The organism is Vannielia sp. ABF1_015, from assembly GCF_056160745.1.
This window is the reverse complement of record NZ_JBSWXT010000002.1, coordinates 271,768-296,443: the sequence shown is the minus strand read 5'-3', so window position 1 is coordinate 296,443 and position 24,676 is coordinate 271,768. Positions and strand designations below refer to the sequence as shown.

The window sequence follows — 24,676 nt, the reverse complement described above, 5'->3', positions numbered from 1 at the left end:
GATTGACACAAGCACAAGCCCCGGCAAAACTTGCACAAAATTGAGGAGATTTCGCAACATGATCGGTGTCGAATGGGTGCGGATGATGGCCCGCTACAACGCCTGGCAGAACGAGCAGGTAATGAGCTGCGTGCGCCACCTCCCGCCCGATGAGCTGACAAAGGACCGTGGTGCCTTCTTCGGTTCCATCCTCGCCACCCTAAACCACATGGTCTGGGCCGATACGTCGTGGATGAGCCGGTTCGATGGCGGGCCGGGCCCCGAGGTGCCGGTGGAAGAAAACACCCGCTACTGCCTCACCATCGGCGCATGGGAGGCGGCGCGCTTCCAACTCGACGGGCGCATCAAGGTCTGGGCCGCCAGTCTGCGCGAGCTTGATCTCGTCGGCGATCTCACATGGCACTCGCCTACCTATAACGCCGACTACCGCAAACCGATGGCAATCTGCGTCACCCAGCTCTTCAACCACCAAACCCACCACCGTGGGCAGGTCCACGCCATGCTGACCTCCATCGGCCTCGATCCCGGCATCACAGACCTGCCGTTCCTGCCCGGAAGCTGAAAGATCCTGCGGCCCCGCACTCGCCTTCAATAGTGCCAAGACATTGCCCCATCATGTCGCCGTGAAATGTGCCGTGAGCTTACGCGACGACATGTGGAACCCGTTGATAATGAAGTAAAAAACACCCGGCAACTCTCCGCCGATGTGCTATTGATACAACGCGGTGCCCAAGCACAATTTCGTGTCCGCCCCGGGTCCTTATAACTCTCTCCAACCCTCTTACTTTCCAGCCGTCCCGCAGCCCTCGTGGTTGCGGTCAAACCCTCTGAGAAGGATTAGGAGACAATGAAAAACACCACCACGTTCGCCGCCTTCGCGCTCGGCACCGTTGCAAGCTTTTCCGCCGGGGCCGCGCTGGCGCAGACCACGACGTTCGACAACCGCGACGCCGCCGAAGAGCGTCTCGAAGATCTGCAGGAAGACATCACCGACGATTACGATCGTGACGTCGACGCCTTCGGCAACAGCGGCCGCAAGCTCGGTTTTGATGGCTCGGTTTCGCTCCGCTCTACCGCCCAATCCGGCAACACCGAAAGCTTCGACGTGGGCCTCGGTGCCAACCTCGGCTGGTATGACGGCACCAACGGCGTCGAGTTCAACATCGTCTACGATTACGGCGAGAGCAACGATGTGAAAGACACCGAAAGCCTGCTCTATGGCCTCGATTACACCCGTGACTTCGGCGACCGCTGGTATGCCTACGGCCAGATCCAAGGCAGCCAAGACGATTTCGCCTCCTACCGCCGCGATACCTTCGCGGGCTTCGGTGTGGGCTATAAGGTCGTCGAAAACGCCCGCTCCACTTGGTATGTGTCGGCAGGCCCCGGCTACCGCTGGGCCGAGCTGTCTGATGGCACCGAGATCGAAGAAGAAGCCGCCTCCATCGGCTCCAACTTCTCGACCAAGCTCACCGAAACGGTCTACCTGACCAACGACACCGACTTCATCTTTTCGGAGTCCGACAACGTGATCTACAACGACCTCGGCGTGAACGTCTCGATGACAGACGCCCTGGCGCTGCGCACGTCCATCGCCACCGAATATCACACCGATCCGCTGCCGGGTGACGACAACACCGACAACACCTTCGGCGTGTCGCTGGTCTACAGCTTCAACTGATCCGATATCCCTCGTTATCAGTGACAAGATTGGCTCGCCCAGAAATGGGCGGGCCTTTTTCATTGCGGCACCGCCGCACTCAATGGCCTAACATGCAACAACAGCGCAGCGATTGACGCATAAGGGCAGGGGATTTCAATGACGCACGACAAGCCGGTGGCCCAGTCCGCCCACAGCAGCAGCACCAACCAAGCCCAGCCGCCCGCAAAGGAAGTCACTGCCCGCGTGCTGGAGTGTTATGCACGCGGCTATTCAAGCCAACAGGCCGCCGACCACGCCGGTGTGGATCTGGCCACGGTCAACAAGATCGTGGCCGATGCCATTTCAGAACAAGAGGGGCCGGGCTGAGAAACGCCCAAAAAAGCAACCTCGCGGGGCGCACACACGATCCCCGCTAACGGTAAAGCGTGTCCCAGATCAGCCAGACAGTTCCACCGACTTGCCGTCACGAGAAGAGGCCTCAATCGCCTCAATTAGCCGATGCGCCGCCAAGGCCTCGCGCCCTGTCACCAGCGGCGCGCGTTGTTCGCGGATCGCGGCGGCAAAATCCTCAATCACCCTCTGGTGCCAATCGTGCTTTTCCACCTCCTCGGCCCCCAGCGCCTCCTCACGTCCGTCACGCCAGTTCACCACCACCCCGTCACGGCCAATCCGCAACGACGCCTGCTCGAAATGCAGCGCAACCGTCTCGCTTCGCTGCGGAAACATCGCCGTGCTGGCCACCAGCGATCCCACCGCACCGTTGGCAAACCGCAGGCCTACCACGGCAAAATCTTCGGCTTCCATACGGTGCAGCTTCGATGTGGCCATCATCGCCTGCACCTGCGTCACCGGCCCGGTCAGGCTAAGTGCAAGGTCAATCGAATGGATCGCGTTGGTTATCACCACCCCGCCACCGTCCCGCGCATAGGTGCCGCGCCCCAACTCGTCATAGTAGCTCTGCTCGCGCCACGCCGGCACGGCGATTTCCACCACGCCCAGCGCTCCGAGGGCGCCGCTGGCAATCAACTCCGCCGCCGCCCGCGATGAGGCGCGCACCCGGTGCTGGAACACCACGCCAAGGGCCACGCCCGCCCGCTCGCAGATCGCCACAACCTCCTCGGCTTCGCCCAGCGTCCGCCCAACCGGCTTCTCCAGCAAAATGTGTTTGCCCGCTTCCGCCAGTGGCGCAATTACCTCGGCCCGCACGCTCGGCGGTGTGGCCACAATCACCATCTGGATCGTCGGGTCGTCGATGACCTCGCCAATCTGAGAGATAAACCTCGGCCCCGGCCCGTCATAGAGCGCTCCAAGGTAGTCCGCCCGCTCCGGATGGCGTGAAACCACCGCCTCCAGCCGCAGCCTGTCCCCCGCCGCCGAAAGTGCCGCCACATGGCTCTTGGCGATCATCCCGGCCCCCAGCAAGGCCACGCCAACCCTTTGATCTTCTTCTGCCGCTGCCATCTTGTCCCTCCCGCTGATGCGCCCCGCCACCAGACCAGCAATCCGCCCGCACCGCAAACCCCATTGAGCCGCGCCCCCCATCGCGCTACATCCCTCTCACCAAAGGAGCCAACGCGATGAAAGACCTTAGCCACAACATCCCCGCCCTCGTCACCGAGATGGGTGAGCGCGCGCGCGCCGCTGCTGCGGAGCTGTCTTTCTCGCCGCCAGAGACCCGCAACGCCGCGCTCAAAGCCGCCGGTGCCGCGCTTTTGGCCTCGCAAGCCGAGATCCTCGAAGCCAACGCCCGCGATCTGGACTACGGCCGCGAAAAGGGCCTGACCGATGCGATGATGGACCGCCTCATGCTCGACGAGGCCCGCATTCAGGGCATGGTCGACGGGCTCACCGCCATCGCCGCCCAGCCCGACCCGCTCGGCGAGGTGATCGACGAGTGGGATCGCCCCTCCGGCCTGCACATCCGCCGCGTGCGCACCCCGCTCGGCGTCATCGGCGTGATCTACGAAAGCCGCCCCAACGTCACCGCCGATGCCGGGGCCCTCTGCCTCAAATCCGGCAACGCGGTGATCCTGCGCGGCGGCTCCGAGAGCTATCACAGCGCCCGCGCCATCCACGCCGCCCTGCAAGCCGGGCTGCGCGAGGCCGGGTTGCCCGAAGACGCGATCCAGCTCATGCCCACCCGCGACCGCGAGGCCGTGGCCGAGATGCTTCGCGCCACCGCCTATATCGACGTGATCGTGCCGCGCGGCGGCAAGGGCCTCGTCGGCCTCGTTCAGCGCGAGGCCCGCGTGCCGGTCTTCGCCCACCTTGAGGGCATCTGCCACGTCTATGTCGATGCCGCCGCCGATGCCGAAAAGGCGATGAAGGTCGTGCTCAACGCCAAGACCCGCCGCACCGGCATCTGTGGCTCCGCCGAATGTCTGCTGGTGCATGCAAGCCAAACTGACCTCGGTCAGAAACTTGTCGATGCGCTGATGGAGGCCGGGGTAGAGGTCTACGCCCAAGGGCTGAACGGCACCCGCCCGGCCACCGAGGAGGATTTCGGCAAGGAGTTCCTCGACATGAAGATCGCCGCGAAAGTGGTTGATAACATTGACGAGGCCATCGCCCACATCCGCACCTACGGCTCGCAGCACACCGAGGCGATCCTGACCGAAGACGAGGCCGCTGCCACGCGCTTTTTCCAGCGGGTCGATAGCGCCATCCTGATGCACAACGCCTCCACCCAATTCGCGGATGGTGGCGAGTTTGGCATGGGCGCAGAGATCGGCATCGCCACCGGCAAGATGCACGCCCGTGGCCCGGTGGGGGCAACCCAGCTGACCAGCTTCAAATATCTCGTCACCGGCAACGGCACCACGCGGCCGTAACCCACGGGCGGTCTTGCCCAAGGTATCACAGCGCGCGGGGGTCATCCCCCGCCGCGCAATCTCCGGCTCAAAACCGGATCGCAACCTCCTCCTCAAGCCGCGCAACCTCAGCCGCGCGCCCCAAGGCCGCCAGCGCCTTGGGCAACATCGCAAATTGCAGCTGTGCCGGGCTCAGCCCCGCGCCATCTCCGCGCTCCAACGCCTCCCATGCAGCGGCCTCATTGCGCATTCGCGGCGCGCGCGCCACCACCTCCCAACCGGGCCGCACTTCGATCACGCCGCCATAGGCCAGCTCGATCTCAAGGCAGTTGATCGCCAGAAATATCGCCCGCAGCTCCGCCCGGCCCACCGTTCCGGGCACCGGCCAATCCACCTGCACACGTCCGCCGCCAAGATATTCTGCAAGCGTGGCCAGTATCTCCGCCTCGCTCACCGCCTGTCCCTCTTCGGCGCGGCCAAAGGCGATGCGGAAAAACTTGATCCTGCCCTGCGCATTCTTCACGCTGTCATCTACAAGTGCCAGCTCCGGGCTGTTTTGCAGCCCTGCCATCGCCAGCAATTCCACCCCGTTGCCGATGGCCCCAACCGGGCTGATCAGGTCGTGGCAGATCCGCGACGCCAACCGCGCCGCCAGGTCGAAGTCATCGTCCATGGTCGCCCTCCGGAGAAAGCCCAATGGCCTCAGATCTCAACGCAATCCTCGAACCGGGCATGTTGGTGCGCCACCCTGATGAGCCCGATTGGGGGCTGGGACAGGTGCAATCAAACATCGGCGGGCGCATCACCGTGAATTTCGAGCACGCAGGCAAAGTGACAATCGACGGCAAGCGCATCCTCCTGGAAATCGTCTTTAACCGATGACCTACGCGGGTCTTGGTTAACATGACATTAATGCGACCCCCGTGCCAGCCAGAGCCCACCCGGGTTGCGCCGTCGCGGCGGGCTGCCTAAAAGCCCGGAGACGGGCGGCAATGGAGGGCCGAAGGGCACGCAGGATGGACGCCGAAGCGCCGAAATTCGAGCTGCGACTGGCGGCTGACGAGGCCGACCTGCGCGCCGCCCAAAGCCTGCGCTACGAGGTTTTCGTGGCCGAGCTTGGTGGCGATGGCGAGATGGTTGATCATGACGCCCGTCTAGAGGCCGACCCCTTCGATGCCCATTGCGACCACCTGCTGCTGATCGACCACGCGGGCGAAGGTGCGGGCGATGGCGAAGGGAACGGCGGTGGCGAGGGTAAGGGCGAAGGCAAGGTCGTAGGCGTCTATCGCCTGCTGCCCGGCACCCGGGCCGAAGCCGCAGGCGGCTTTTACACCGAAGGCGAATACGACCTCACCCCGCTCAAAACCTCCGGCCGCAATCTGCTGGAGCTTGGCCGCTCCTGCCTCGCACCCGAGTATCGTGGCGGCATGGCGATGTTCCACCTCTGGGGCGCCCTGTGGGATTACGTCGAGGCGCGCGGCATCGAGGTGCTCTTTGGCACCGCCTCCTTCCACGGCACCGATCTGCAAGCCCTCGCCGCACCGCTCTCCCTGCTCCACCACAGCCACCTCGCCCCCGCCGCGCTCCGCCCCGAGGTGCTGCCCCCCAATGGCCGCGCCATGAACATCCTGCCCGAAGCCCAGCTCAACCGCCCCGAGGCCATGCGCGCCGTGCCCGCGCTGATCAAGGCCTACCTGCGTCTCGGCGGCTGGGTCGGGCAGGGGGCCTTTCTCGATCACGCCTTCAACACCACCGATGTTTGCCTCGTGCTCGACGCCACGCAGGTCAGCCCGCGCCAAGTGGCGATCTACCGCAAAGACCGCGCCCCTTGAACCAGCACCACACCGAGCAAAGCCCCAGCCAGGGTCCGCTCTGGCAAGGCGCATCCCCGCTGCCGCCTCCGCGTCTCGGTCCGCTCGGTTGGGCGCGGGTCATACTGCGCGGTCTGCCCCTTGGCCTCATCACCTTCGGCTGCCTCGCGCTGCTCCTGCTGGTCCGCCTTGTCGAGCGTCCGCTCTGCGGCCACCACCGCCCGGTCACGCCCTTCATCACGCAGTTCGTCTGCAAGGCGGCGTTCCTCTGCCTTGGCATGAAGCACCGCACCCACGGCACCCCCATGCGCCATCGCGGCGCGATCGTCGCCAATCACGCAAGCTGGCTCGACATCTACGCCCTCAACGCGCCCCAGCGCATCTATTACGTCGCCAAAGCCGAGGTTGCAGGCTGGCCCGGCATCGGCTGGCTGGCGCGGGCCACCGGCACCGTCTTCATCCGGCGCGACCGGCGCGAGGCCAAGGCCCAGCAAGCGGTGTTCGAAGAGCGGCTGCGGATGAACCACCGTCTGCTCTTCTTCCCCGAGGGCACCTCAACCGACGGGCTCCGGGTGCTGCCCTTCAAGCCCACGCTGTTTCAGGCTTTCTACACCCACGACATGCCCGAGATCCTGCACATCCAGCCCGTCACAGTCGCCTACCAAGCGCCGCCGGGAGAAGACCCGCGCTTCTATGGCTGGTGGGGAGACATGGACTTCGGCTCCGGCCTGCTTCGCGTGCTCGGCGCGCGGCGTCAGGGCGCGGTCGAGATCGTCTTTCACGCGCCAATCTCGGTCGCCGGGGCAGGGAGCCGCAAGGCACTGGCGGCGGCCTGCGAAGCAGCGGTGCGTGAAGGGCTGGAAAAGCGTCGTTCTGCACCGGAGGGCTGACGGGCCGTTAACCTTTAAACGGTCACGCCGACTGGGCGTAGCCGCCGTTGTATTCTTCGCTTTTCCGGCGCACCTGCGCGTGTTCCACGATCCGCTCCCGCGCGATCCCGCGGAAATCCTCGATCGAGCAATGGCCCATGCGCTCCATGTAGTCGCTCAAATCGTCCTTCAACTCCTGGATCAGCTTCACGCCCACGCCGCCGCTGCCCTTTTCCTCCATCGCCGCCGTGCAAACCTGCAGGTTGCCCGCGCCATGGACGATAAAGTTGAAGGCCTCGCGGAAGCCTTTGATCCCGCCGATCCCCGAGATCGACTGATCGGGATAGGCGCGCGAGATGTCCGAAACCCGCTGCAACGCCTGATGCAAAATCGCCAGCCCGCCCAGCCCGCCGGAGGTGACAAGGCCATCGACCTCCACCTCGAACTTCAGCGTCTCCGGGTCCATCAGCGGCAACGACGGGAAGGTGTTGCACAGCGAGATCGAGGCCGCGCCCGCCTCATAGGCCGCCCCGGCGGCATCCACGAGGGTCGAGGTCGCGGGCGTCAGCTTGACCCAAACGGGCACATCCACCGCGCTCTTCACCGCATTCAGGATGGCGCGGATGATGTCCTCGTCGTTCGCGATGTTCGCGCCCATGTCCTTGCGGTCCATATGCGGGCAGGAGAGGTTCAGCTCCAGCGCATCGCAGCCCACGTTAACCACCGAGCGGGCCAGCTTGCGCCAGGCTTCCATCTCCTCCTCATTGCCGCATCCGGCCATGATCGAGGCAATCACCATGCGGTCGGGGTAGGTGGTCTTGATCTCTTCAAGATCGGGTAGCCATTGCTCCAGCGGCTGGTCCGAGATCAGTTCCCAGTTCCACGACGAGTGCGATACCGTGTCGGGCCGCTTCATCCGCGAGACATAGGGCTTCTGCTCGCTGGTGCGCTGATAGATCGTTTTGGGTCCGGCAACGTTTTCGACCGGGTGCAACCCTATGGTCTTGGTAACAACGCCGCCCCAGCCCGCCTCGAAAGCCCGCATGATCTTTTGCTTGCTCTCCGTCGGCGGGGCCGAAGCCAGCACGAAAGGATTGACGAAATCAAGGCCGGTAAAGCGTGTTGCGAGTGTGGTCTGCACGGCGTCCCCTAACATCTTTGAGTCAACAAAAACGTCATCAGGCACCGATTCAAAGTCAACGATTTTCCGGCTCGTTTTGGGCCGCAGGGCAAAGTTTTTGACCAGATGGTCGAAAAATGATCACTTTAGGAAAATTCAGGCAAGGAGGGGCGGCGAGGGCGGGCCGGAACAGGGCGGCAGCCAGATGCGTGCGCCGGGTTAGGAAATCGGCGTTGTGCGAAAATCGCGGATGCACAGGATGTGCATCGTATGTGCATAGGGTGTGCCTGTGATAAATTTGCGGTCAACGCCCTTTTGAGCAGGAAACCTGCAAAAATGCACAGATCAGAGCGCGCCGGCCATCAGGCTCTTCAACGCGGCGGCCGGATCGTCCTCGGCCCAGATCTCCGGGCCGATTCCAAAGAAGTCCGTCATGCTTGCAAGCGCCGCAACGCGCCCCGCGCTCAGGCCGCCCTCGGCCACCACGGGCACCTCGATCACCTGGCTCCACCACTGAAAAAGCTCGTCTTCCGCCTGGGTGCCGTCTCCCAGCGAAGTCATTGAAACCGGGCCAAAACTTACGTAATCCGCGCCCGCTTCACCGGCGCTCATCCCGTCATGCCGCGATGCGCCGCAGAAGGCGCCAACGATGGCATCTTCGCCCAGCGCCTTGCGCGCGGCCCGCACGCTGCGCGCCCCATCCGTCAGGTGCACACCGTCCAGCCCCAGTCGCTCGACCATCTGCACATGCGCCTCGATCACCAGCGCCACATCCCGGGCATGGGCCACTTCACGCAGGCTGTCGGCCGCCTGTGCCACCTCGCGCTCATCCGTCGTCGCCAAAGCCAGCCGCACGCAGGCCACGTCTACGGCATCAAGAACTCCGGCCAACTTGGCGGGAAAGCTCGACAATTCCAGCGTCGGCGGGGTGATCAGGTAGATCTGCGGCACATCGGGCGCATCGGCCATTTTCGGCTCCATTATCTTCGGTTTCAGGCCCTATATCGGGGTTTTGCGGGCTTGGCTACTTCGCCGGCATCGGTTCCACGAAACTCAGGCAAAGCCGCATCAGCCCATCGAAAATATCTTCCTCCTCCAGAGTGCCCCGGTCGACATGAACAAACCCGGGCTTCTCGGCCCCTCCCATCACCATCCGCGCCGTCCCCGGCAGCGCCAGCGCCTCGGCCTCGCGTGCCTTGCCCACCCGAAAGAACGCACCGCCGCGCCCCGAGGCGACGCAGGCCATATTGCCCCGGATCATAAAGCAAATCCCGCCAAACATCCTGCGCTCGCTCACCTCCGGCACGCCCATGAGCCCCTCGCGCAGCCGCTCGGCCACCTCCTCGTCCCACGCCATTGTCGCTCCCTTCCAAAGCACCGCTTGTCTGGCCCTGCGTCCCATCGTATCACCCGCGCCGTGGTGCGAGGCAAGAAAGGCGCAGCAAATGGCAGACCCGGTATTTGTGCTCGTGCGCCCGCAGATGGGCGAAAACATCGGCGCGGCAGCCCGCGCAATGTGGAACTTCGGCCTCGACAGAATGCGCCTCGTCTCTCCGCGTGACGGTTGGCCAAACCCGCGTGCGGCAGCGCTCGCCAGCGGCGCAGGGCGGGTGCTCGACGGCGCAGACCTGCATGAAAGCGTGGCCGACGCGGTGGCCGATTGCCGCATGGTCTATGCCACCACGGCCCGGGGGCGGGGCCTCACCAAGCCGGTTCTGACCCCAGAAGAAGCCATGGTTGACGCCCGCCGCCGCGCCGCTGCTGGCCAGAAGGTAGCGGTGCTCTTCGGCCCCGAGCGCGCCGGGTTGGAAAACGAGGATGTCGCCCGCGCCAGCGCCATCATTACCGTGCCGGTGAACCCCGAGTTCTTCTCGCTCAACCTAGGCCAGGCCGTGCTGCTGATGGCTTATGAATATGGCCGCCACACGCTTCCGCGCGGCACCGAGGCCCCCGCCGAGCCCGCCTCTGCGGTAGAGGTCGAAAAGCTCGGCGATCACTGGGAGGAACGGCTGGAGGAGGCCGGGTTTTTCTTTCCCGCCGAGAAAGCTGCCGGGATGAAGCTGGTCCTGCGCAACATGTGGCCCCGTCTCATGCTCACCCGCCCGGATGTGCAAATGCTCCACGGTGCCCTGCGCCAGCTGCTGCGCGGCAAGTCGTCCGGCGGCGGCTCTTGAGGCCGCGGCCTCCCCGCGCTACCTGAGAGCGCGAAAGAGGCCCCGAGCATAGGACCCACCATGGCCGGAAAACGCAGCATCTTCGAAGAGGTCAGCGAGGGCGAGACCCCGCGCACAACGCCCCGCGAAACCGGGCTGATCGACAAGGGCAGCCGGGGCGGCGCACGCCTTGCCATCCGGGGCTGGCTGATGCTGCTCTTCGCCCTCGTGGTGGTGATGATCATCGTCGGCGGCCTCACCCGGCTCACCGACTCCGGCCTTTCGATCACCGAGTGGAACGTGATCAAGGGCGCCATCCCGCCGCTGAACGAGGCCGATTGGGCCATCGCCTTCGACAAGTACAAGACGATCCCCGAGTATGAGTTGCAAAACAAGGGGATGAGCCTTGCCGAGTTCAAAACCATCTATTGGTGGGAATGGGGGCACCGCCAGCTTGGCCGCCTGATCGGGCTAGTCTGGGCGGTCGGCTACCTCTGGTTCCTGCTGCGCGGCCAAATCCCCACCGGCTGGAAGCTCCGCCTGCTGATCCCCGGCGTGCTCGGCGGCATTCAGGGCTCTATCGGCTGGTGGATGGTCTACTCCGGCCTTTCCGGCGAGATGACCGACGTTGCCTCCTACCGCCTCGCCACCCATCTCGGCCTCGCCTTCGCCATCCTTGGCCTGCTGGCGTGGTATATCCTGCTTCTGTCGCGCCCCGAGCGCGAGATCATGCAGGCCCGCCGCGCCCGTGAGCGCCGGGTCTGGGGGCTGGGCACAGGGCTGATGCACTTCGCTTTTCTGCAGATCCTCATCGGTGCGCTGGTGGCGGGCATCGACGCGGGCCGCAATTACATCGACTGGCCGCTGATGGCGGGCGGCTTCACGCCCCCCGGCATGTGGGAGATCGAGCCGCTCTGGCGCAACCTCTTTGAAAATGACGGCACCGTGCAATTCATCCACCGCATGGTGGCCTACGCGCTCTTCGCCTTCGCCATCTTCGCCTGGATCAGGTCGCGCCGCTCCGCCTATGCCGCCACCCGCCGCGCGTTTGATTGGGCGCTGGTGCTGCTCTTCGGGCAGGTGGTGCTCGGCATCGTCACCGTGATGCACTCCGCCCCCTGGCACATCGCCATCACCCATCAGGCGCTCGGCGTCGCGCTTTGGGTCGTTATCATCCGTGCCCGCTTCCTTGCGGGCTACCCCAAGGCCGGAACGCTCCGCGAAGGACTCTGACATGACCGCATTTGAAGACCTCATGGCCCACAGCCGCGAGACCGAGGCCCTTGGCCAAGTCATGGGCCGCCTTGGCTGGGATCAGGAAACCATGATGCCCCGCGGCTCCGCCGAGCAGCGTGGCGACGAGATCGCGGCACTCTCCGGTGTGCTGCACGCCCGCAAGATCGACCCCCGCCTGGGCGACTGGCTGGCGGCTGCCGAAGCCCCCGACGCGGCCGGTGAGGCGGCCCTCCGCCTGATCCGCCGCAGCTTCGAACGCACCACCAAACTGCCCTCCAAACTCGCCGCCGCGCTGGCCAAAACAACCTCAATCGCCCAAGGCAAATGGGCCGAGGCCCGCGCCGCCGAAGATGTGGCGGCCTTCGTTCCCGTGCTGGACGAGGTGCTCAAGCTCAAGCGCGAGGAGGCCGCCGCGCTGGCCGATGGCGGCGATCTCTACGACGCGCTGCTGGATGACTATGAGCCCGGCGCCAAGGCCGCTGACCTTGAGGCGATGTTCGGCGCGCTCCGCCCACGCCTCGTCGGCCTGCGCGAGGCCGTCCTCGGCTCCGATCACCAGCCCGCCGAGCTGACCGGCAGCTACCCCGAGGCCGCGCAGCTTGCGCTCTCCAACAAGCTGGCCGAGGCCTTCGGCTACGACTTCACTCGTGGCCGGATCGACAAGGCCGTGCATCCCTTCAGCTCCGGCTCCGGCAACGACGTGCGCATCACCACCCGCGTCGCCGAGGATGACCCGTTCAACTGCTTCTACTCCACCATCCACGAGGTCGGCCACGCCTGCTACGAGCAGAACATCTCGCAAGACTACCTGCTCACCCCGATGGGGCAGGGGGTCTCAATGGGCGTGCATGAAAGCCAGAGCCGCATCTATGAAAACCAAATGGGCCGCTCCTGCGCCTTCACCGGCTGGCTGCACAGCCAGATGGAAGAGGCCTTCGGCCCGCTCGGTCTTGATGCCGATGCTTTCTATGCCACCGTCAACAAGGTGAAGCCCGGCTACATCCGCACCGAGGCCGACGAGGTGCAATACAACCTCCACGTCCTCCTGCGCTTCGACCTTGAGCGCGACCTCGTGGCAGGCAAGCTGGAAGCGGCAGGCCTCGAAGAAGCATGGAACGCCCGCTTCGAGCGCGACTTCGGCTACCCGGTCGACAAGCCCTCCAACGGCTGCCTGCAAGATGTGCACTGGTCCGTCGGCCTCTTCGGCTACTTCCCGACTTACAGCCTCGGCAATGTCTACGCCGGTTGCCTGATGAAGGCGCTGCGCGAGGCCGTGCCGGGCATCGATGCCGCGCTGGCCTCGGGTGATGCCACCCCGGCCACCACATGGCTGCGCGAAAACCTGCAACAGCACGGCGGGCTGCGCCCCCCGCGCGAAACCATCTCCCACGCCTGCGGCTTCGAGCCGTCTGAAGCGCCGCTGCTGGATTACCTCGAAGAGAAGTTCGGGGAGATCTACAAGCTGTGACCGGGGCATTGCGCCAAGAGTGCGGGCGGTGCCAGCCAAGGGTTGAGCAATGACCCCGCACGGAATCAAGCCAAAGGCGCCGTGCAGCGCCGTCCCGTCCCCCGGGGCGGCGCTTCGTCCAAGTCAGCGCCTACCCCTGACGTGAGATGACCACCCAACCATAAAGTGGCACGAACCGCCGTTGCGAGCGCCACCCCCACGGGACGGCGCTGCACGGCTTGCGTGGGGCAGGGGAGTTTGCTGGCGAGACGGTACACGTCCAGCCCGCCCGCTCAAACGCTTCGTAAACCCTTTACGCCATTCTCACCCCTGCCAATCGGGCGGGCGCTTCTGGATGAAGGCTTTGATCCCCTCGTCGGTGTCGCGCCAAAGTATGTTCTCGACCATCACCGCTGAGGCATGGGCATAGGCCTCGGCGGTTGTCATCGGGAGTTGGTCATAAAACGCCCGCTTGCCGATCTTCACGGCGGCGGTGAGCTTGCCCGCGACGGTCTCGGCGAGGCTGCGGGTCTCGCCCTCAAGCGCGGCTTCGGGCACCACGCGGTTTACCAGCCCCACCTCGCGGGCACGCGCCGCGTCGATGAACTCGCCTGTGGTGAGCATCTCAAAGGCCACCTTCGGTGCCACATTGCGCGACAGCGCCACCATGGGGGTGGAACAGAACAGGCCGATGTTGACGCCATTCACCCCAAACCGCGTGCCCTCCGCCGACACCGCCATGTCACAACTAGCCACCAACTGGCACCCGGCGGCGGTGGCGATGCCATGCACCTGCGCAATCACCGGCTGGGGCAGGGCCTGCAGCCCCATCATCACGGCGGAGCAGCGGGCGAAGAGATCCTCAAAATACGCCCGGCCACGGTCCTCTGCCTGCCGCCCGGCCTGCATCTCCTTTAAGTCATGGCCCGCGCAAAACACCTTGCCCGCACCCCGCAGGATCACCACCCGAATGCGGCCATCCTCTCCTAAGGCGGCGATCTCCTCTGTCAGCGCCGCAAGTAGCCCGTCAGAAAGCGCATTGAGCGCGCCCGGCCGGTTCAGTGTCAGTTCCGCAACGTTTCCCCGGTCAACCCGGGTCAGCACAGGCTCACTCATCTTGCCATTCTCCCCATTGGCAGAAACTCTGGGCCGCAGCCCGGAAAAGCGCAAGGGGAGCGGAATGCTGGACAAGACGGTAATGGACAAGGCCGCGCTGGAGCGCTTCGTCGAAACCGAGTTTACACAGGTGATCGGCGACTTCTCGGTGGAGGAGGTCACCGCCGATGGCGTGGTGGTTCGGCTGCTGACGCAAGACAAGCACCTGCGGCCCGGCGGCACCATCTCGGGGCCTTCCATGTTTGGCCTTGCGGATGTGGGCATGTATTTCGCCGTTCTGTCGCGCATCGGCCCGGTCGCCCTGACCGTCACAACCAATTGCGCGATCGACTTCATGCGCAAACCCGAAGCCGGGCGCGACCTGATCTGCACCACGCGCCTGCTGAAACTGGGCCGCTCGCTCGCCGTGGGCGAGTGCCATATTCGCTCCGAAGGGCAGGCGGCGGTGGTTGCCCGCGCCAGCCTGACCTACGCGATCCCGCCAAAACCGGCTCCAAATGTGGGGTAAAATAATACCTTAATTATAAGACTCTGAAATAGCTCTATTTATTCCACCTTGCGCCTCTTGACTGGCCGCCCCGAATGCTTAGAACGGCCCAATCGAATGCTACAGCCGCACCCGCTCGTGCGGCGCAAGAGGACCGACACATGAAAACCTTTACTGCCACCCCGGCAGACATCGACAAGAAGTGGATCCTGATCGACGCCGAAGGCGTGGTTCTGGGTCGCCTCGCCTCGATCGTCGCCAACCGCCTCCGCGGCAAGCACAAAGCCACCTTCACCCCGTCGCAAGACATGGGCGACAACGTGATCATCATCAATGCCGACAAGATCCAGCTGACCGGCAACAAGCGTGAAAAGCCGAACTACTGGCACACTGGCTACCCGGGCGGCATCAAGTCCCGCACGACCGGCCAGATCCTCGAGGGCAAGTACCCCGAGCGCGTGGTGATGCAGGCCGTCAAGCGCATGCTGCCCGGCAACAAGCTGAGCCGCGTGCAGATGACCAACCTGCGTGTCTACGCCGGCGCCGAGCACCCGCACGAGGCCCAGAGCCCCGAAGTGCTGGACGTAAAATCCATGAACAAAAAGAACACGAGGGTCTGATAAATGGCTGACCAAGTGAATTCGCTCGAAGAGCTGGGCACGGTCGCCGAAGGTTCGGCCCCCGTCGCTGAAGAAATCATCAACCGCGAGCCCCAGCGCGACGAGCTGGGCCGTGCCTACGCCACCGGCAAGCGGAAAGATGCAGTCGCCCGTGTCTGGATCAAGCCGGGCTCCGGCAAGGTCATCGTCAACGGCAAGGACCAGGACAAGTACTTTGCCCGTCCCGTGCTGCAACTCATCCTGCGCCAGCCCTTCCAGGTTGCTGGCGTTGAAGGCGAGTTCGACGTGATGGCCACCGTCAAAGGCGGCGGCCTCACCGGCCAGGCCGGCGCGGTGAAGCACGGCATCTCCAAGGCCCTGCAGCTTTATGAACCCTCGCTGCGTGGCGCCCTCAAAGCCGCCGGCTTCCTCACCCGCGACAGCCGCGTCGTCGAGCGTAAGAAGTACGGTAAGCCGAAGGCCCGCAAGAGCTTCCAGTTCTCCAAGCGCTGAGTCTGGTTTCAAGAATTTCTGGAAAGGGCCTGCCATTCGGTGGGCCTTTTCTCTTTCTGGGCCGAGGGTTAGGTTCCGCCCGACTTGGGTTGAAAGGTGTGTCACATGCGATGGGGCTGGATCGTGGGGGGCGTGGCCCTGACTTTGCTTCTGGCTTTCGGTGTGTCCTGGCCTGAGCCGGACGTAGCGGGTGCGCCAGGCGTCACCGGCCAGCCCGATGTGCCCGGAGACCCGGACGCTTGCGAAAGCGCGGAGGCCTGCCGCATCACCTTTTCGGCTCACTTGCTGCTTGTGAAAGAGCCCGGCTTTGCCGCATCCGCCAAGGCGCTCACCCGAGGTTGCGAGCTCTATGGCGACGGCAGCGCCTGCCGTCTTCTGGCATGGTGGGTCAACCGTGGCCGGATCAAGGGGGATGAACTGGCACTGGAACGACGTGCCTGCGAGCTGGGCGATGCCATCGGTTGTCGCCAGTTCGGCGGCGCTTTTGACGCCTCCATCCGCCCACCGCTTACGGCTTCACCCGATGATCTCGCCCTGATCCTAAAGGGCTGCAAGGCGGGTGACGCTTTCACCTGCAACACCTTGCTCTCCGCCGTGTCTGACAGCTCCCGGCTGGACCGGATGGACACCGCCTGCACCGCCGGAGAGGCCATCGCCTGCCTCGTGGTGGAGGGCAAGCGGGTGATCTACAGCGATGCCTTGGCCGCTGGCGAGGCCCTGCGGTCCGCTTGTGACGAAGGCCAGGCCTGGGGTTGCATCCTGGTGGCGGAAAACGGCATGGCCCGCCGCCCCGAAGACCCGGACGCGCTGCACTACTACGCGCGGGCCTGCGATGCGGGCGCAGCCCTCGGCTGCCGCAACGGTGGGGCCTTCGCATATGCCAAGGACCAAAACGCCGAGGGGCAACGGCTGTTTCAGCGCGGCTGCGACATCAGCGGTGAGCCAGATCTGTGCTGGCGGGCCGAGCGCGGAGACAAGCGCATTCGCTTCAGCCAGACCATGTTGGATAATCTCGTGGCCGATTGTCTCTATGGCAACGCCAAGACCTGCGACTTTCTCGCCTTCTGGATCGGGGAGTTTGCTGACAGGTTCAAGGCCGAGTCCGCATGGCCGCTGAACGCCAACAGCGTCTACGCGCTGGAGGCCATGGCGTTGCAGGCCAATTGAGCGCTCAGACGGGCGGTCGCAGTTCGAAAGCCAGTGCAAGCAGCAGCATCGCGGCGCACCACGACGCGCCGGTGCGCCATGTGAGCGCGAGCCACTTGGCCTCGCCCCAGCGGTCAAAGCTCATTCTGGCAAGGGCGGTGATGGCGACGGCCATAAGCAGGGTGGCAAAGCAGATCCCGGCGTAGATCGAAACCGGCAGCGTGCCGAAAGGGTGCTCATCCAGCGCGCCCAGCAGCACGCTCCCGCCCACAACAAACCCCGCCGCACTGCCAAGCGCCTTGTGCGGGCGAAGCCCCGAGGCGGCCAGCAAGGCCACGCAAAGCCCGGCGACATGCGGGGCGAGGGCGGCAAACCCCGGCTGAAGTATGGAGAGTGCCACGCCCACGGCAATGCCCGCCAGCAAGCCCGCAAAGACAGGCCGCGCGCCCAGCCTGTGCCAAATCCCGGCCAGAATGCCCAAGGATATCAGGCATACGAGGGCAGGGGGCCATGACAGCGGCACCGAGGCCCCCTCGACAAAGCTGGCATATTGATCCGCCCCGGCGGTGAACTCATGCGCCCACGCAGGTGCGGCGAAGATCAGCGTGGCAAGGCAGGCCGCCGCACCGGCAGCGCAAGCTCCAAAAGGCCTCACGCTCAGGCCAGACCGGCCAAAAACAACCCGCCCACGGCAGCAATCACCACACCAGCGGCCCGCACCACCATCCGGCCCGCGGAATGGCCGGTGAAGAGGCCCAGCCCGATGCCAACGGCATGAAGCAGCCCGGTGCCCACCACGAAGCCTACGCCATAGGCCAGCGGGTTGGCGGCTTCTGGCAATTCGGTGCCATGGGCATGCCCGTGGAAGATGGCAAAGGCCCCCACGATCACCGCCGCCACCCAAAGCGGCGCTTTCACGAAGAAGGCCACCAAAAGCCCCAGCACCACGCCCGACAGCGCGATGCCGGTTTCAATCGCCGGAATCGGCACACCCATCACGCCAAGCGCCCCACCGAAGGCCATCACGAGCGGAAACACAACTGGTAAAACCCACATCGCGGGCGCACCCAGCACCGCGCCCCAAAGTCCAACCGCCACCATGGCCACAACGTGATCCCAGCCGAGGATCGGATGGAGGAAGCCCGAAAGCAGGCCGCCCGCCAAGCCCTCGCCGGTGTGCGCCAGCGCCGGGCCAGCCAGCACGGCGACCGCCGCAGTAAGAAACAAAGAGAAAGCGGTGTTGCGCTGCATGGTATAACCCCCGGGTAAATCGTTGCTCTGCATTGGTATATTGATTTACTGCGCTCACAACCCTTTCGCACCCTAGCGGGAGCCAGAGCACAAACGGAGGCCCCACTCCAAGCATGTTCCTGACGCTGCGTCACATGACGATCCCTTGACAGGGCTGCATTCCTGACCTATATCTATTCACGATCTCCTGGGGCGTGTTTCATTGGAAGCACGCCCCATTTGATTCCTCCCCCACCCTCTGCTGCACCGCCGCAAATCAGCCCTTGAGCATGCCTGTGTTTCGCATAACCTCATGCGAACGACGGTAATGCTCTCGGGGGATGAAGGATTGAGCGCAGGCCATGGTCTGAGCGACGCGAAGAAGGGGTTGCTGCTGGCGGCCCCGCCCGGGCTATATGCCGTTTTGCTCCTGGCCGTCCCACTTGGGGCCGTTTTGCTCCTGTCGTTCTGGTCGCAGGATTTTTTGACGCTCGACCGGACCTTCACTCTCAAGAACTACCGCGAGGCCTTCACCGAGCCGCTCTACATGCTGCTGCTCGGCCGATCGCTGCTGATCTCGGGGGCCGTCACCCTTGCCACCGTGGTGCTGGCCTTCCCCATCGCCTATTTCGTGTCCTTTTACGTTCGGCCCGAGCGCAAATCGCTCTGGATCTTCCTGATCACCATCCCGTTCTGGACCAGCTACCTGATCCGGGTGTTCCTCTGGAAGGTGATCCTCGGATACAACGGCGTGCTCAACTCCTCGCTCCAAGGGATTGGGATCATTGACGAACCGCTCACCTTCATCCTCTACAACGCCAACGCCGTGGTGATCACACTGGCCCATGCCTTCGCGCCCTTCGCGATCCTGCCGATCTTCGTGGCGCTGGAAAAGATAGACCGCTCCCTGCTCGAGGCCTCCCGCGATCTTGGCGAAGGGATGTTTCGCACCTTCACCCGTGTCACCCTCCCACTGGCGATGCCCGGGGTGGTCGCGGCCATCCTCATCGTCTTCATCCCGACCATCGGAGATTACGTCACCCCCCGGCTGGTTGGCGGGCCGGACGGGCTGATGATTGCCAACATGATCCAAACCCAGTTTCTCAAGCTCAACAACGCGCCGATGGGGGCCGCGCTGGCGGTGATCGCCATGCTCTCTGTCTCGCTCATTTCGCTCGGTATCGTGCTGGCCACGATGCGCTGGGTGAAGGGGGGCAAATGAGTGGCTGGCTGGCAAAACGCGGCGGGTGGCTCTGGCTCTATGCAGTGGCCTATCTGGTGTTTCTCTACGCGCCGATCTTCCTGTTGCCGCTCTTCGCCTTCAATGAAAGCTCAGTCATCGCCTTCCCGCTGCAGGGCTTCACCACTGAGTGGTTCAAGGGCCTCACCGGCGTGCCGGCGCTGACAGGCTCGGTCAAAACCTCGCTCATCATCGCCGTCACCTCCTCGGTGCTGGCCACGCTGCTTGGCCTCTGCGCGGCGCGGGCCGGGGTGCGCTATCGCTTCCCTGGCAAGGGCACAATCATGGGGCTGATCATGGTGCCACTGGTGCTGCCCGAGATCATCGTCGGTGTCTCGCTGCTGGTGGTGATCGTCTCGATCCTCGGCGCGCCGCTCTCCAGCTGGACGGTGATCCTCGGCCACACGCTCATCTGCACCCCCTTCGCCGTGGCCATCCTCAACGCCAGCTATCAATCGCTCGACACCTCGCTGGAAGAGGCCGCAATCGACCTTGGCGAAACGCCCGCCAGCACCTTTCGGCTTGTCACGCTGCCGCTGATCATGCCCGGCATAATCGCCTCGCTGCTGATTTCTTTCACCATCTCGCTCGACGAGTTCATAATCGCCTTCTTCCTCACCGGCGCGGAGCCCACGCTGCCGGTTTACATCTGGTCGCAACTCCGCTTTCCGCAAAAGCTGCCCATCATCATGGCCCTTGGCACCATTCTGGTGGCGGCATCGGTCGTGCTGCTGACGCTGGCCGAACTCATGCGGCGGCGCGGGCTGAAGCGGGCAGGGGCCAAGGACACCGGGGGATTCCTCTGACATGAAACCACTCATCAGCCTTTCGGGCCTCACCAAGAGCTTCGGCGATGTCGAAGTGCTCAAGGGCATCGAAGCCGAAATCGGCGAGGGCGAGTTTTTCTCGCTGCTTGGGCCGTCGGGCTGCGGCAAGACCACGCTGCTGCGCATCATCGCGGGCTTCGAAACACCCAGCACAGGCGCGTTGCTGATCGACGGGCAAGATATGGCGGGGGTGCCTGCCAACAAGCGCCCCACCAATATGGTGTTCCAGTCCTACGCCGTGTTCCCACACCTTTCCGTGGCGCAAAACGTGGGCTTCGGGCTGCGGCGCTCTGGGCTGGCCCCAGCGGAGAAAGCCAAGAAGATCGAGGCCGCGCTGGAGATGGTCGGCCTTGGTGGCTATGGCGGCCGGGCGGCCCATGCGCTTTCGGGCGGGCAACGCCAGCGGGTGGCGCTGGCCCGCGCCCTGATTCTCGAGCCCAAGGTGCTGCTGCTCGACGAACCACTCTCAGCGCTCGACAAAAAGCTGCGCGAACAGATGCAAAGCGAGCTGCGCAGGCTCCAGCGGCAGGTGGGAATTACCTTCATCCTTGTGACTCACGATCAGGAAGAAGCTCTCATCATGTCCGATCGCATCGCGGTGATGTTTGATGGCCAGATCGCCCAACTCGCCCCGCCGCAGGAGCTTTACCGCCGGCCGGTCAACCGCCGGGTCGGGGATTTCATCGGTGTTATGAACTTCCTTCCCGCAGACGGGAAGCTGGAAGAGGGCCGCGATATTGTGGTCGATATCGCCGGTCTTGGGCGCACCGTCATCGAGCAGGATCAATGCCCCGCAGGTTTCGTCAACGGCTCTGGGGCCGTGGGCGTGCGGCCCGAGAGCCTTCAGGTTCTGTTCGAGGGTGAGCAGGCGCGGGGCGAAGTGGCCGAGGGCGAGGTGGCCGAGGTGATCTACTACGGCGACATGACCTATTACGAAATCGCCCTTCCCGGCGCACCAGAGCGGCTGACTGTTTCAATGAAAAACCGCGCCGGACGCCCGGTGCTGGAGCGCGGCACATCTGCGCGGCTGGAATGGGACGCCTCGTCGCTGATCTATTTTCCGCAGTAACCGCAGTAACCGCAGTGGCTGACGCCCGCCATCCGCGTTAGCCCTTCGCCAGCGGGTGGTGCTCCAGCACCAGCTCTTTCAACCGCTCTTCCAGCACATGGGTGTAAATTTCGGTCGTCGAGATATCGGCATGGCCGAGCAGAACCTGAATGGACCGCAGGTCAGCGCCCCCAGCCAGCAAATGGGTGGCAAAGGCGTGGCGCAGGCGGTGCGGCGTGACCTTCGCAGGCGAAACTCCGGCCACCACGGCGATCTCCTTGATCAACGCGTAAAAGCGATGCCGGGTCAAGTGGCCCTCTTTCGAGGTGGACGGAAAAAGAAAGCGCGAGGGCACCACACCGCGCTCCTGCTTGGCCTGCTCCTGCGAGGCATCAAGCGCCTGCAGCCATGTCGAAAGGGCCGCGCGGGCAGGCGGCGAGAGGGGCACCATTCGCTCCTTGCCGCCCTTGCCGCGCACCAGCAACATCCTTGGGTCGCCGCGTGCGGCCTGGATCGGCAGAGAGACCAGCTCGCTCACGCGCATCCCGGTCGCATAGAGCAGCTGCATCAGGCAGGCGTTCCGCAGCCGGTCATCGCCGCGCCCGGTTTCCGGGGCCGAGGCGAGCAACCGTTCCACCTCCTCAGGTGACAGCGTTTTGGGTAGCGCCTTGGAGCGGCCCGGCCCCTTGATCTGAAGCGCGGGGTTGTCGGGGCGCATGCCCTCTTCAAAGGCAAAGCGATACAGCTGCTTGATGGCCGAAAGCCTGCGCGCCCGGGTGGATTTTGCCAGCCCCTGCGCCTCGCAATCTACGAGATACTCCTCAATCACCGACCTGTCGGCACTGTCTATCTGGCTGGCCTTCCGGTCAAGAAACTCGGCAAAATCAGTGAGATCGCGGCCATAAGCCAGCTGGGTGTTCCTGGCGGCATCCAGTTCGGCGGCTTGCGCTGCGAGAAAGGCGCTGATCCAGCGGTGTGCGGTGGCGTCCATTGGCCTCAGGCCTGCCGGTCAAGCAGCATCAGTTGCAACGCATAGCGGCGTGCGGTGTCCTCAAGGCTGACGCTGCGTAGGAAGGCGATGGCGGTGGTAACATCGTCCAGATCGCCCTCGGCCCCATTCTCCAAGGTTTCCATCGCCAGCAGGATGGCCTCGCCAATCCGCCCGTCCGCGATGGGGCGGGAGAGTGCTTCGGGCAGGGCCGTGCTGGTGAAGCCCTCGGTGATCGCCTCGGCAAGGCTGTTTGGCGCCTTGGCGTCTTGCGGCAGTCCACGGGCGAGCGCGGAAAGATAGGCACCTGATGCGCCGGGCGGTGCGGGTTGGGTGAGTGCAAGCCGCTCGTAGCCATCGGTCAGCAGGCCAATGCGGAAGGCCAGCACGGCGCTTTGACCACTCAGCACCACATCCTCCAGCCGGGTGCCGAAGAGGCCCGCAAAAGGCAGTTCCAGATGAGCGCTCTCGGCCTGCGCCCATGCCCCGGGCAGCAGCTTGGCCACCGCATCTGCGTCACCATCGCTCAGCGCGGCATCAAGGCGCTGCATCACATCAACCCGGTCCCAAACCCCGCCCGAAGCCGCAGGCTGCCGCTCCGACCAGATTTCAAGCAGCCGCTCGGGCGCAAGGCTGCCGACCCGTGCAAGCCGCTCCGCAGCCCCGATCCGCGCCCGCCAACCAGCGGTTTCACGCAGATCGGCATGGGCGAAGGCAAGCGGCAGCTGAGCCGTTGGCACCGGCTCTCCAATGGCTTCGAGCATCCGGTAAATCAGCGGCGACGGGCGTTTGAACGCTGGCAGGGGCGCAGCGCCATCGGCCAGCTCCGGGTCCAGAAAACGGGCCAGCAAGGCGTCTTCCTCTGCATCGAGGTGCCCAAGCGCCTTTGCCGTATCGAGGGTGAGCGCGGCTGTCTGCCAATCGCCCGTGCGGGCGAGGCAGAAGATGCGGGTCGAATAGCTGGGAGAAATGCCCGGCGTGGCCCGAAGCTGTTGGCAACCGGCATCCTCATGCCCCTGAAGCAAGGCCACATCGAAACTGCGCTGAAAGATTGCCGGAGCCTTCGAGCCTGTCCGCTTCAGCATCTCGGCAGCCTCGTCCACCGCGCCGCGGGCCAGAAGCGCATCAATACGGGCCTGAAACAACAGCCCCTCCGGCCCGGCCCCGATAGGCGGGTCAAGCTCGGTCAGCAGCAGTAGACGGATCAGCTCCTGCTGGGCCGGAAGCGGCTCTATCGGCATCTCCGCAATCAGCCGGCGCAATCTGTCCAGCTCGGAATCGCCCCAGAGGTTGCCCGGAAATCCCGCCTCACGGCGTCCGATCAGGCCAATGCCATCAGGCGACGGCGCGCCAAGCGGCGAGACGGTGACCGTCTCGATCCCGGCCGAATTGGCCACTGGCGGCTCATTGGAAGGCGCAACTGCCACAACCGGCGTTGCAAGGCTGTCAGACAGCCAGTCGATGGAAGAAATCGGCGCGTCCTGAGCCATTGCTCCTGCACCGAGGCTCATCACCCCGACCGTTGCCCACCCGAACGCATGCGAAATTTTCATCGTCAATCCACGTCGAGCTCCACCGGCTCGCGCACCTCTTCCATCTCGGGGCTGAGATCGCCCAGATAGGCAAACCCTACCAGCCCGATGAAGGCAAGCACCAGTAGTACCACGATGAGTTTGAGAAATCGGACCATATGCCCTGCTGTCCTGCCCTTGTTATTTTGCCTCGCCCCCCGATTGTCACGATTATATATGGCAATCCGCCCGAGTTCACGCCATTGAGGGCGACAAATTTTTTTGACCGGCAGGAAGGTGCCAAGAGATTGGCGGAACGGCTGAAAAAGACAGTGGCCCTCGTGGGTATGATGGGCTCGGGCAAGACGGCGATTGGCACAGCATTGGCCAAGCGGTTGGGCGTGCCGTTTCTGGATAGCGATGAGGCTATCGTGCAGGCGGCGAACATGAGCATTGCCGAGATCTTCGAGCGCGATGGCGAGGCCTTCTTCCGGGCGCGGGAGGCGGAGGTGCTGTCGCGGCTGCTGCAGGGGCAGGTGGGTATCCTCTCGACTGGCGGTGGGGCCTATCTGTCGGCCGATAATCGCGAGGTGATTCACCGCAAAGGGGTGGCGCTCTGGCTGAAGGCCGATACCGATTTGCTGTGGAGCCGGGTCAAACATAAAACCACCCGTCCGCTCCTGCGCACCGCGAATCCGCGCGCCACACTGGAGGAGCTCGTGGCCACGCGCGAGCCCGCCTACGCCAAGGCTGAGCTAACCGCGCAGGCCCGGGCAGAATACTCCATCGCCGATATGGTGGAGCAGGTCACTAAGGTTTTGGCCACGCGTGAAGATGTGCTCGTAACAGACTGAAAGCATGA

Annotated in this window: 29 protein-coding genes; 18 read left to right on the top strand and 11 right to left on the bottom strand. The window is 64.3% G+C overall.

What is annotated here, in order from left to right:
- Positions 1 to 58: 58 nt before the first annotated feature.
- The 3 genes from ACXAG6_RS13920 (at position 59) to ACXAG6_RS13910 (ending at position 2,029) form a co-directional block, all read left to right on the top strand.
- Positions 59 to 562, top strand: a complete 504-nt coding sequence (locus tag ACXAG6_RS13920) for a DinB family protein (protein WP_475338323.1) — start codon at positions 59 to 61, stop codon at positions 560 to 562.
- 285 nt (positions 563 to 847) lie between these two features.
- A complete protein-coding gene (locus tag ACXAG6_RS13915; protein WP_475338321.1) occupies positions 848 to 1,681 on the top strand; it encodes a DUF481 domain-containing protein in 834 nt (277 codons plus the stop codon).
- A 138-nt stretch (positions 1,682 to 1,819) separates the two neighbouring features.
- A complete protein-coding gene (locus tag ACXAG6_RS13910) occupies positions 1,820 to 2,029 on the top strand; it encodes a hypothetical protein (RefSeq protein ID WP_475338320.1) in 210 nt (69 codons plus the stop codon).
- A gap of 69 nt (positions 2,030 to 2,098) precedes the next feature.
- Here ACXAG6_RS13910 and ACXAG6_RS13905 read toward each other — a convergent pair whose 3' ends face one another.
- Positions 2,099 to 3,124 (bottom strand): Gfo/Idh/MocA family protein, encoded by a 1,026-nt coding sequence (locus ACXAG6_RS13905; protein WP_475338319.1) that lies wholly within the window; start codon positions 3,122 to 3,124, stop codon positions 2,099 to 2,101.
- Positions 3,125 to 3,240: 116 nt separating this feature from the next.
- Between ACXAG6_RS13905 and ACXAG6_RS13900 the strand changes: the two genes are divergently transcribed.
- Positions 3,241 to 4,494 carry a glutamate-5-semialdehyde dehydrogenase gene (locus tag ACXAG6_RS13900; RefSeq protein ID WP_475338317.1) on the top strand — a complete coding sequence of 418 codons (1,254 nt, stop codon included), beginning with the start codon at positions 3,241 to 3,243 and terminating at the stop codon, positions 4,492 to 4,494.
- Between the two features lie 67 nt (positions 4,495 to 4,561).
- Here the strand turns inward: ACXAG6_RS13900 and ACXAG6_RS13895 are convergent, their stop codons facing one another.
- Positions 4,562 to 5,146, bottom strand: coding sequence for a histidine phosphotransferase family protein (locus tag ACXAG6_RS13895; protein ID WP_475338316.1), 585 nt, complete (start codon positions 5,144 to 5,146; stop codon positions 4,562 to 4,564).
- A 23-nt stretch (positions 5,147 to 5,169) separates the two neighbouring features.
- On the opposite strand from ACXAG6_RS13895, the gene ACXAG6_RS13890 reads away from it, so the two are divergent.
- The 3 genes from ACXAG6_RS13890 (at position 5,170) to olsA (ending at position 7,174) form a co-directional block, all read left to right on the top strand.
- A complete protein-coding gene (locus ACXAG6_RS13890; protein ID WP_140014127.1) occupies positions 5,170 to 5,355 on the top strand; it encodes a DUF3553 domain-containing protein in 186 nt (61 codons plus the stop codon).
- Positions 5,356 to 5,489: 134 nt separating this feature from the next.
- Complete coding sequence (olsB, locus tag ACXAG6_RS13885) at positions 5,490 to 6,305, top strand: L-ornithine N(alpha)-acyltransferase (RefSeq protein ID WP_475338315.1); 816 nt, start codon at positions 5,490 to 5,492, stop codon at positions 6,303 to 6,305.
- Positions 6,302 to 7,174, top strand: coding sequence for a lyso-ornithine lipid O-acyltransferase (gene olsA, locus ACXAG6_RS13880; RefSeq protein WP_475338313.1), 873 nt, complete (start codon positions 6,302 to 6,304; stop codon positions 7,172 to 7,174). Before olsB ends, olsA begins: the two co-directional genes overlap by 4 nt.
- Positions 7,175 to 7,196: 22 nt before the next feature.
- Here olsA and ACXAG6_RS13875 read toward each other — a convergent pair whose 3' ends face one another.
- From ACXAG6_RS13875 to ACXAG6_RS13865, 3 genes are all read right to left on the bottom strand, one after another.
- Positions 7,197 to 8,294 (bottom strand): tRNA-dihydrouridine synthase, encoded by a 1,098-nt coding sequence (locus ACXAG6_RS13875; RefSeq protein WP_475338312.1) that lies wholly within the window; start codon positions 8,292 to 8,294, stop codon positions 7,197 to 7,199.
- Positions 8,295 to 8,618: 324 nt separating this feature from the next.
- The gene (locus tag ACXAG6_RS13870) at positions 8,619 to 9,242 is read right to left on the bottom strand and encodes a thiamine phosphate synthase (protein ID WP_475338311.1); all 624 of its coding nucleotides are present in this window, start codon (positions 9,240 to 9,242) and stop codon (positions 8,619 to 8,621) included.
- A 55-nt stretch (positions 9,243 to 9,297) separates the two neighbouring features.
- Complete coding sequence (locus ACXAG6_RS13865; RefSeq protein ID WP_475338309.1) at positions 9,298 to 9,630, bottom strand: TfoX/Sxy family protein; 333 nt, start codon at positions 9,628 to 9,630, stop codon at positions 9,298 to 9,300.
- A gap of 88 nt (positions 9,631 to 9,718) precedes the next feature.
- Between ACXAG6_RS13865 and ACXAG6_RS13860 the strand changes: the two genes are divergently transcribed.
- From ACXAG6_RS13860 to ACXAG6_RS13850, 3 genes are read left to right on the top strand one after another with little or no spacing between them, the layout of a single operon-like run.
- Positions 9,719 to 10,447, top strand: coding sequence for an RNA methyltransferase (locus ACXAG6_RS13860; RefSeq protein WP_475338308.1), 729 nt, complete (start codon positions 9,719 to 9,721; stop codon positions 10,445 to 10,447).
- A gap of 60 nt (positions 10,448 to 10,507) precedes the next feature.
- Positions 10,508 to 11,659 carry a heme A synthase gene (gene ctaA, locus ACXAG6_RS13855; protein WP_475338307.1) on the top strand — a complete coding sequence of 384 codons (1,152 nt, stop codon included), beginning with the start codon at positions 10,508 to 10,510 and terminating at the stop codon, positions 11,657 to 11,659.
- Between the two features lies 1 nt (position 11,660).
- Entirely contained in the window at positions 11,661 to 13,130 is a 1,470-nt protein-coding gene (locus ACXAG6_RS13850; RefSeq protein ID WP_475338305.1) for a carboxypeptidase M32, read from the top strand.
- Between the two features lie 303 nt (positions 13,131 to 13,433).
- Here the strand turns inward: ACXAG6_RS13850 and ACXAG6_RS13845 are convergent, their stop codons facing one another.
- On the bottom strand, positions 13,434 to 14,225 hold the full coding sequence (locus tag ACXAG6_RS13845; protein WP_475338304.1) for an enoyl-CoA hydratase: 792 nt from the start codon (positions 14,223 to 14,225) through the stop codon (positions 13,434 to 13,436).
- Between the two features lie 64 nt (positions 14,226 to 14,289).
- Between ACXAG6_RS13845 and ACXAG6_RS13840 the strand changes: the two genes are divergently transcribed.
- From ACXAG6_RS13840 to ACXAG6_RS13825, 4 genes are all read left to right on the top strand, one after another.
- The gene (locus tag ACXAG6_RS13840; RefSeq protein WP_475338303.1) at positions 14,290 to 14,733 is read left to right on the top strand and encodes a PaaI family thioesterase; all 444 of its coding nucleotides are present in this window, start codon (positions 14,290 to 14,292) and stop codon (positions 14,731 to 14,733) included.
- 140 nt (positions 14,734 to 14,873) lie between these two features.
- On the top strand, positions 14,874 to 15,332 hold the full coding sequence (gene rplM, locus ACXAG6_RS13835) for a 50S ribosomal protein L13 (RefSeq protein ID WP_140014135.1): 459 nt from the start codon (positions 14,874 to 14,876) through the stop codon (positions 15,330 to 15,332).
- Positions 15,333 to 15,335: 3 nt separating this feature from the next.
- Entirely contained in the window at positions 15,336 to 15,824 is a 489-nt protein-coding gene (gene rpsI / locus ACXAG6_RS13830) for a 30S ribosomal protein S9 (RefSeq protein ID WP_475338302.1), read from the top strand.
- 105 nt (positions 15,825 to 15,929) lie between these two features.
- Positions 15,930 to 16,991 carry a hypothetical protein gene (locus ACXAG6_RS13825; RefSeq protein WP_475338301.1) on the top strand — a complete coding sequence of 354 codons (1,062 nt, stop codon included), beginning with the start codon at positions 15,930 to 15,932 and terminating at the stop codon, positions 16,989 to 16,991.
- A 4-nt stretch (positions 16,992 to 16,995) separates the two neighbouring features.
- On the opposite strand, the gene ACXAG6_RS13820 is transcribed toward ACXAG6_RS13825, so the two are convergent.
- Positions 16,996 to 17,625, bottom strand: a complete 630-nt coding sequence (locus ACXAG6_RS13820) for a hypothetical protein (RefSeq protein WP_475338300.1) — start codon at positions 17,623 to 17,625, stop codon at positions 16,996 to 16,998.
- A gap of 2 nt (positions 17,626 to 17,627) precedes the next feature.
- Entirely contained in the window at positions 17,628 to 18,221 is a 594-nt protein-coding gene (locus ACXAG6_RS13815; protein ID WP_475338298.1) for a HupE/UreJ family protein, read from the bottom strand.
- Between the two features lie 292 nt (positions 18,222 to 18,513).
- Here ACXAG6_RS13815 and ACXAG6_RS13810 point away from each other — a divergent pair, with 292 nt between their 5' ends.
- The 3 genes from ACXAG6_RS13810 to ACXAG6_RS13800 are packed head-to-tail and all read left to right on the top strand — an operon-like array spanning position 18,514 to position 21,336.
- Positions 18,514 to 19,422, top strand: a complete 909-nt coding sequence (locus ACXAG6_RS13810; protein WP_475338297.1) for an ABC transporter permease — start codon at positions 18,514 to 18,516, stop codon at positions 19,420 to 19,422.
- A complete protein-coding gene (locus ACXAG6_RS13805; RefSeq protein WP_475338295.1) occupies positions 19,419 to 20,246 on the top strand; it encodes an ABC transporter permease in 828 nt (275 codons plus the stop codon). Before ACXAG6_RS13810 ends, ACXAG6_RS13805 begins: the two co-directional genes overlap by 4 nt.
- A 1-nt stretch (position 20,247) precedes the next feature.
- Positions 20,248 to 21,336 (top strand): ABC transporter ATP-binding protein, encoded by a 1,089-nt coding sequence (locus ACXAG6_RS13800; protein ID WP_475338294.1) that lies wholly within the window; start codon positions 20,248 to 20,250, stop codon positions 21,334 to 21,336.
- 37 nt (positions 21,337 to 21,373) lie between these two features.
- Here the strand turns inward: ACXAG6_RS13800 and ACXAG6_RS13795 are convergent, their stop codons facing one another.
- The 3 genes from ACXAG6_RS13795 to ACXAG6_RS13785 are packed head-to-tail and all read right to left on the bottom strand — an operon-like array spanning position 21,374 to position 23,993.
- Positions 21,374 to 22,306 carry a tyrosine recombinase gene (locus ACXAG6_RS13795; RefSeq protein ID WP_475338293.1) on the bottom strand — a complete coding sequence of 311 codons (933 nt, stop codon included), beginning with the start codon at positions 22,304 to 22,306 and terminating at the stop codon, positions 21,374 to 21,376.
- A 5-nt stretch (positions 22,307 to 22,311) separates the two neighbouring features.
- On the bottom strand, positions 22,312 to 23,814 hold the full coding sequence (locus tag ACXAG6_RS13790) for a hypothetical protein (protein WP_475338292.1): 1,503 nt from the start codon (positions 23,812 to 23,814) through the stop codon (positions 22,312 to 22,314).
- A 44-nt stretch (positions 23,815 to 23,858) separates the two neighbouring features.
- A complete protein-coding gene (locus ACXAG6_RS13785; protein ID WP_256377559.1) occupies positions 23,859 to 23,993 on the bottom strand; it encodes a hypothetical protein in 135 nt (44 codons plus the stop codon).
- A gap of 84 nt (positions 23,994 to 24,077) precedes the next feature.
- Here ACXAG6_RS13785 and ACXAG6_RS13780 point away from each other — a divergent pair, with 84 nt between their 5' ends.
- Positions 24,078 to 24,668 (top strand): shikimate kinase, encoded by a 591-nt coding sequence (locus ACXAG6_RS13780; RefSeq protein WP_475338291.1) that lies wholly within the window; start codon positions 24,078 to 24,080, stop codon positions 24,666 to 24,668.
- The last annotated feature ends 8 nt before the right edge of the window (positions 24,669 to 24,676 follow it).

Coding starts and splice junctions, on each gene's coding strand:
- ACXAG6_RS13900 (WP_475338317.1), top strand. CDS start 3,241: ATGAAAGACCTTAGCCACAACATCCCCGCCCTCGTCACCGAGATGGGT.
- rpsI (WP_475338302.1), top strand. CDS start 15,336: ATGGCTGACCAAGTGAATTCGCTCGAAGAGCTGGGCACGGTCGCCGAA.
- ACXAG6_RS13785 (WP_256377559.1), bottom strand. CDS start 23,993: ATGGTCCGATTTCTCAAACTCATCGTGGTACTACTGGTGCTTGCCTTC.
- ACXAG6_RS13870 (WP_475338311.1), bottom strand. CDS start 9,242: ATGGCCGATGCGCCCGATGTGCCGCAGATCTACCTGATCACCCCGCCG.
- ACXAG6_RS13795 (WP_475338293.1), bottom strand. CDS start 22,306: ATGGACGCCACCGCACACCGCTGGATCAGCGCCTTTCTCGCAGCGCAA.
- ACXAG6_RS13790 (WP_475338292.1), bottom strand. CDS start 23,814: ATGAGCCTCGGTGCAGGAGCAATGGCTCAGGACGCGCCGATTTCTTCC.
- ACXAG6_RS13860 (WP_475338308.1), top strand. CDS start 9,719: ATGGCAGACCCGGTATTTGTGCTCGTGCGCCCGCAGATGGGCGAAAAC.
- ACXAG6_RS13800 (WP_475338294.1), top strand. CDS start 20,248: ATGAAACCACTCATCAGCCTTTCGGGCCTCACCAAGAGCTTCGGCGAT.
- ACXAG6_RS13825 (WP_475338301.1), top strand. CDS start 15,930: ATGCGATGGGGCTGGATCGTGGGGGGCGTGGCCCTGACTTTGCTTCTG.
- ACXAG6_RS13920 (WP_475338323.1), top strand. CDS start 59: ATGATCGGTGTCGAATGGGTGCGGATGATGGCCCGCTACAACGCCTGG.
- ACXAG6_RS13910 (WP_475338320.1), top strand. CDS start 1,820: ATGACGCACGACAAGCCGGTGGCCCAGTCCGCCCACAGCAGCAGCACC.
- ACXAG6_RS13915 (WP_475338321.1), top strand. CDS start 848: ATGAAAAACACCACCACGTTCGCCGCCTTCGCGCTCGGCACCGTTGCA.
- ACXAG6_RS13805 (WP_475338295.1), top strand. CDS start 19,419: ATGAGTGGCTGGCTGGCAAAACGCGGCGGGTGGCTCTGGCTCTATGCA.
- ACXAG6_RS13810 (WP_475338297.1), top strand. CDS start 18,514: ATGCGAACGACGGTAATGCTCTCGGGGGATGAAGGATTGAGCGCAGGC.
- ACXAG6_RS13845 (WP_475338304.1), bottom strand. CDS start 14,225: ATGAGTGAGCCTGTGCTGACCCGGGTTGACCGGGGAAACGTTGCGGAA.
- ACXAG6_RS13815 (WP_475338298.1), bottom strand. CDS start 18,221: ATGCAGCGCAACACCGCTTTCTCTTTGTTTCTTACTGCGGCGGTCGCC.
- ACXAG6_RS13905 (WP_475338319.1), bottom strand. CDS start 3,124: ATGGCAGCGGCAGAAGAAGATCAAAGGGTTGGCGTGGCCTTGCTGGGG.
- ACXAG6_RS13890 (WP_140014127.1), top strand. CDS start 5,170: ATGGCCTCAGATCTCAACGCAATCCTCGAACCGGGCATGTTGGTGCGC.
- ACXAG6_RS13840 (WP_475338303.1), top strand. CDS start 14,290: ATGCTGGACAAGACGGTAATGGACAAGGCCGCGCTGGAGCGCTTCGTC.
- ACXAG6_RS13850 (WP_475338305.1), top strand. CDS start 11,661: ATGACCGCATTTGAAGACCTCATGGCCCACAGCCGCGAGACCGAGGCC.
- olsB (WP_475338315.1), top strand. CDS start 5,490: ATGGACGCCGAAGCGCCGAAATTCGAGCTGCGACTGGCGGCTGACGAG.
- ACXAG6_RS13865 (WP_475338309.1), bottom strand. CDS start 9,630: ATGGCGTGGGACGAGGAGGTGGCCGAGCGGCTGCGCGAGGGGCTCATG.
- ctaA (WP_475338307.1), top strand. CDS start 10,508: ATGGCCGGAAAACGCAGCATCTTCGAAGAGGTCAGCGAGGGCGAGACC.
- rplM (WP_140014135.1), top strand. CDS start 14,874: ATGAAAACCTTTACTGCCACCCCGGCAGACATCGACAAGAAGTGGATC.
- ACXAG6_RS13895 (WP_475338316.1), bottom strand. CDS start 5,146: ATGGACGATGACTTCGACCTGGCGGCGCGGTTGGCGTCGCGGATCTGC.